At 71.2% G+C, this 5,352-nt stretch carries 3 protein-coding genes and 2 pseudogenes; all 5 read right to left on the reverse strand.

The window, feature by feature from the left end; translation table 11 throughout:
* Positions 1-91: pseudogene (locus ACFVHI_RS36925) on the reverse strand (roadblock/LC7 domain-containing protein); the annotation flags it as partial.
* 10 nt (positions 92-101) lie between these two features.
* On the reverse strand, positions 102-3,455 hold the full coding sequence (locus tag ACFVHI_RS36930) for a nitrate- and nitrite sensing domain-containing protein (RefSeq protein WP_380346426.1): 3,354 nt from the start codon (positions 3,453-3,455) through the stop codon (positions 102-104).
* A 393-nt stretch (positions 3,456-3,848) separates the two neighbouring features.
* Positions 3,849-4,433 (reverse strand): ATP/GTP-binding protein, encoded by a 585-nt coding sequence (locus ACFVHI_RS36935; RefSeq protein WP_063347719.1) that lies wholly within the window; start codon positions 4,431-4,433, stop codon positions 3,849-3,851.
* Positions 4,414-5,097, reverse strand: coding sequence for a DUF742 domain-containing protein (locus ACFVHI_RS36940; RefSeq protein ID WP_079135609.1), 684 nt, complete (start codon positions 5,095-5,097; stop codon positions 4,414-4,416). Before ACFVHI_RS36940 ends, ACFVHI_RS36935 begins: the two co-directional genes overlap by 20 nt.
* 161 nt (positions 5,098-5,258) lie before the next feature.
* Positions 5,259-5,352, reverse strand: a pseudogene (locus tag ACFVHI_RS36945) (roadblock/LC7 domain-containing protein); the annotation flags it as partial.

The raw sequence follows: 5,352 nt of genomic DNA on the forward strand, positions 1-5,352 counted from the left end.
CGGCGGAGACCACCACGGTGTGGGACACCCCGGGGGTGTTGTCCACGAAATTGGTGATCAGCCAGTTCAGGTTCTGTGCGGCCTGGCTCATCTGAGTCAACTCAACGCTCCTGGTGGTTCGAGCCGCCGAAGAGATCGGTGCTTCGGTTCTGTCCGTTGCCGGACGGGTCTACCTGATCGGGGTCGATCCGGAAGCTTCCGGTGTTACCGGCACTGCGGCCCTGCTCCACGCCGCGGCGCAGGTTGGTGAGCCGACCGCGGACCTCCTCGGGGCTGCGGGAGACCTGCGGCCCTTCCTGCGGAGTGGGCTTGGCGTTTCCGGCCACCAGGTTCTGCTTGGGCACGCGCCGCGGCAGGCCTGCCCCGGTGGTGCCGCCGGAGGCGGGCTCGCGGGTCTGCTCGGCCTGCTGCCAGGCGCCGTCGTTGGGCGACTGCCAGGGCGAGTTGGTCGGGCCGGTCGGGCCGTAGCCGCCCAGCGCCGACACGTCGTGGCCGCGCGGCTCGTCGACCGCCGAGGTGTCCTTGGCGCCGGCGAACCAGTTCGGGGTCTCGCCGCCGGAGCCGCCGCCCGCCGGAGCGGTCGGGGCGCCGAAGCCGCCACCCGCCAGCTGCTGGCCGGGGCGGCGCTGCGGCAGCCCGGACGGCAGGGTGGGGGTGGGCTCGGCGGCGGGCAGTGCGGGCGGCTCCGGGGCGTACGGGTGGCCGGCCGGGGCCTCCTCGGCCTGCTGGCCGTACTGGTCGGCGTAGCCGTCCTGGTAGCCCTGGTAGCCGTCGCCCTGGTAGTCCTGGCGGCCGTACTGGTCGTCGGCGTAGCCGGACTGGCCGTAGCCCTGCTGCGGGTACTGGCCGTACTGGTCCTGGCCGTACTCGTCCTGCTGGTAGCCGTCCTGGGCGTAGCCGTACTGGTCGTCGGCGTAGCCGGACTGCTGCTCGTAGCCCTGGGGGGCGTACTGGTCGTAGCCCTGCTGGTACTCCTCCTCGACCTCGGCGTCCAGCACCGGCGGCTCGCCGTCGTGCGGGCCGCTCTCCAGGGCCGCGCGGCGGACCTGGTCGAGGCGCTGCGAGCGCTGGACGGCCTCCAGGGCCGGGCTGAAGCCGCTGGATCCGGCGTTGCCGGTGCCGGTGAGGTGGTCGTCGAAGCCCAGCTCGGCGGCGCTGCGCGGCTGGCCGTTGGGCGCCCACTGGGAGGTCGGCTCCTGCTCGGCGAAGATCCGGGAGACGGTGAACTGCTCCTCGGGCTCCGGCGCGGCGCCCGACCGGGTGATGAACGGCGGGATCATGACCAGCGAGGTGGTGCCGGCGGACTCGCCGGACGGGCGGAGCTGGACGCGGACGTCGTGCCGCTGGGACAGCCGGCCGACCACGAACAGGCCCATGCGGCGGGAGATGGTGGCGTCGACGGTGGGCGGCTCGGCCAGCTTCTCGTTGATCTCGGCGAAGTCGTCGGCGGTGAGGCCGATGCCCTTGTCGTGGATCTCGACCAGCACCCGGCCGTCCGGCAGGCGGGTTGCGTTGACCAGGACCCGGGTCTGCGGGCTGGAGAACGAGGTGGCGTTCTCCAGCAGCTCGGCGAGCAGGTGGACGAGGTCGGTCACGGCGGCGCCGACGACCTCGACCTCCGGGATGCCGGACAGCTCGACGCGCTCGTACTGCTCCACCTCGGAGGAGGCGGCGCGGAGCACGTCGACCAGCGGGACCGGGGTGTTCCAGCGGCGGCCGGCCTCCTCGCCCGCGAGGACGAGCAGGTTCTCACCGTTGCGGCGCATGCGGGTGGCGAGGTGGTCCAGCTTGAAGAGGTTCTCCAGCTGGTCCGGGTCGGCCTCGTTGTTCTCCAGGTCGGTGATCAGCGCCAGCTGGCGCTGGATCAGGCCCTGGCTGCGACGCGACAGGTTGGTGAAGATCGCGTTGACGTTCCCTCGCAGCAGGGCCTGCTCGGCGGCGAGCGCCACGGCCTGCTGGTGGACCTGGTCGAACGCCCGGGCGACCTCGCCGATCTCGTCCTTGCCGTGCAGCGGGATCGGGGTGACGGAGGTGTCGACCCGGTCGGGGTCGGTCTTGGAGAGCTTCTCGACCAGGTCCGGCAGGCGGTGGTCGGCGATCTCCAGGGCGGCGCTGCGCAGGGTGCGCATGCCGAGGATCATCGAGCGGGCGACGTAGCCGGTGAGCAGGCCGGCCAGGATGAGCGCGGCGACGACGATGATCGTGTTGAGGATGGCGTCGTAGAGCGCGTTGTCCTTGAGGCCGCGGGAGTCCGTGAGGACGTCGTCCAGCAGCTGGACCTCGGTGTCGCGCAGGGCCTGGATGTGGGTGTTGGCGGCCTGGTTCCAGTTCTCCGGGGTGAGACCGGAGTCCTTGGCCTCCTTGTAGGCCTGGTCGGCGGCGGCCTTGCCCTTGCTCTGGCCCTCGGCGGCGGCCTGGCTGTAGGCGGCGCCGAGGGAGAGCAGGGTCTGCATGGAGGGCGCGGTGCCGTTCGGCATCTTGTAGGCCGAGCGCTCCTGCGCGGCGGCCTGGACGACCTGCGCGTTGGCGTACTTGCGGGCGTCCTCGGGGGCGCTGCCGGTGTTGAACTCGGTCAGCGAGACCTGCTCCAGCCGCTCCGCGACCAGGATCTGCTGGATCACGTCGGCGTTCTCGAACCGGGTGGTGGCGTTCTGGGAGATGCCGACCAGCAGGTGCAGCATGAGCGCGCGCTGGGTCGAGGCGGAGGCCTTGGCGAGGGACATCGCGTAGATCGCGCGGCCCTTGCTGGCGGCGTTGGTGGAGCCGATGCCGACCGAGTTGTCGTAGGACAGCAGCGGGGCGAACATCACCGAGTAGGCGTTGACGGTGGCGCCGGCGAACAGCTCGGATCCGTACGCGCTGGACCGCAGGTGCGGCAGGTCGACCACCAGGGCCTGGAAGCCCTCGTGGCGGCGCGGCAGTTCGCCGGACTTGTCGGAGGCCGCGTAGGCCGCCTCGTACGCCTTCAGCGCGGCGTCCGTGTTGGCGCGGATCTTGGCGACCTTGCCGTCCGGGTCCTGCTTGGTGAGCAGGGGTATCAGCGTGGTGTCGCGCTCGATCTCCAGCGCTTCGGCGAGCTCGGTGGCCGCCTTGGCGAGCTCGGCGGTCTTCTCGGCGCGGGAGGCCTTGATGTAGCCGTCGACCGAGGTGTTCACGCGGAGGCCGCCGAAGACGAGGCTGATGATCACGGGGATCAGCAGGATCGCGATCAGACGGGTCGGCACGCGCCAGTTGCGCGGGCGGAGGAAGTCGTACCGCCTGGAGGCCTCGCCGTCCGGACCGCCGCTGCGGGGTTCCGTGGACGCGGCCGGGGGCTGCGGGGCCGGGGAGGCCTGGGAGCGCTCCTCGGTGGGGGTGAAAGCGGAGAATCCGGCCGGGTCCGCTGCGGTACCGTTCGGCTCGCTCCGGCGGGGCTCGGAGCGCCGCTGCGGGGCGGGTTGCTGCTTACGCCTCACTCGACAACTACCTCTCGGCCGACTGTCGGCCATGGATCAATCCAGCGCTACCCCCGGGCCCTGGCCCGTCACCGGTGGGCCGGCGCGAGGGTTTCAGGGGTAGCTGGAATTTCAGCACGTGCAGGGATGGGGGACAAACAGCCGCAGGATGGCCCCCGCGTCGGCGCAATAGGGACATTCACCGACATGACGGAGCAAAACCGTGGTCTTCTGGCGCTGAGTGGCGCTAGTTCACCACGCAGAGTCACTGTTGATCACAAAATGCCTACCGAACTGTTATCCGCTGCTTATACAGCGGGTCTTGCGCGATGCCCCTGGAGGACATCGGCCGGTAGCGGCTCCGCCCCGGGGGCCGTCACGCCGACGGCCCCCGGGGTCCGGATGTCCGGCCCGTCATCGGAGTCGGGCGAGGAGGGCGTGTTCGACGAGGGTGATGAGGGCGCTTTTGGCGCTGTCGCGGCGGCGGGCGTCGAGGGTGACGACGGGGGTTTCGGCGCTGAGCTGGAGTGCTTCGCGGACCTCGTCGGCGGTGTGGGGCTGGTGTCCGTCGAAGCCGTTGAGGGCGACGACGAAGGGGAGTCCGCTGTTCTCGAAGTAGTCGAGGGCGGGGAAGCAGTCGGCGAGGCGGCGGGTGTCGACGAGGACGACGGCGCCGATGGCGCCGCGGACGAGGTCGTCCCACATGAACCAGAAGCGGTCCTGTCCGGGGGTGCCGAAGAGGTAGAGGATGAGGTCTTCGTCGAGGGTGATGCGGCCGAAGTCCATGGCGACGGTGGTGGTGGTCTTGCCGGAGACGTGGCTGAGGTCGTCGATGCCGGCGGAGGCCGAGGTCATGACGGCTTCGGTGCGCAGGGGGTTGATCTCGGAGACGGCGCCGACGAGCGTGGTCTTGCCGACGCCGAAGCCGCCCGCGACGACGATCTTCGCGGAGGTGGTGGCGCGGGTGGGGGCGGCCGCGTTAGAGCTTGCGAAGTCCACTGAGGACCCTTTCGAGCAGCGTGACGTCGGGCTGGTTTCCGGATTCGCCGCCGGAAGCGGGCTGGTGGATGGCGACGAGGCCGGCCTCGGCCAGGTCGGCCACGAGGATGCGGGCCACTCCCAGGGGAAGGGAGAGCAGCGCCGACACCTCCGCGACGGATTTGACCTCCCTGCACAGGGTGCAGATCCGCTGGTGCTCGGGGAGCAGGGTGGCCAGGCGCTGCGGGTCGACGTCGGCGGAGACGAGGGCCTCCAGCGCGAGTTCGTAGCGCGGCCGGGTGCGTCCACCGGTCATCGCGAACGGCCGGATCAGCGGGCCGGAGTCGGGCTCGTCCTCGAACTCCTCGACGTGCCCGGGCTCGTGGGCCGGCCGGTGGTCGGGGGCGGGCGCCGGGTAGCCGGGCGGCGGCGTGTCGAAGGCGGGCTGCGGCTGTCGGTACTGGCCGGGCGGGCCCTGCCGGTCGTACTGTTCCTGCTGCGGCTGCCCGTACGGGTGCTGGGGCTGCCCGTACTGGTGCTGGCCGTACTGCTGTCCGTGCTGCTGGCCGTGCTGAGGCTGGCCGTACTGCTGACCGTGGCCGACGCCGGGTGCTCCGAAGGCGTCATGGCCTGTGCCAGGGTACGGAACGCCGTACTGGCCGCTGCGGTCGTCGGGCGGTGTCACGGTTCCTCTCCTCACAGGGTGCGGCGGTGCGGTGCGAGCTTCGGCGCAGGTCCGGAGCCGGTGGTGCGAAGGCCGTACAACGTCCGAACCCGAGCCCGCCGAAGCGGGCCCGGGAAGGACGCGGAGGTACTTCGAATACCTGGACGGTATCCGACGGACCGTCAGTGCAGGAGACTGCCCTGGAGTTCCGCGCGGAGTGCGGGGGTGAGGACGGCGCCGGCGCGGTCGACGAGGAGGGCCATCTCGTAGCCGACG

It is taken from the genome of Kitasatospora sp. NPDC127121, assembly GCF_042677305.1.
In the GTDB taxonomy this organism is placed as follows: Bacteria; Actinomycetota; Actinomycetes; order Streptomycetales; family Streptomycetaceae; genus Kitasatospora.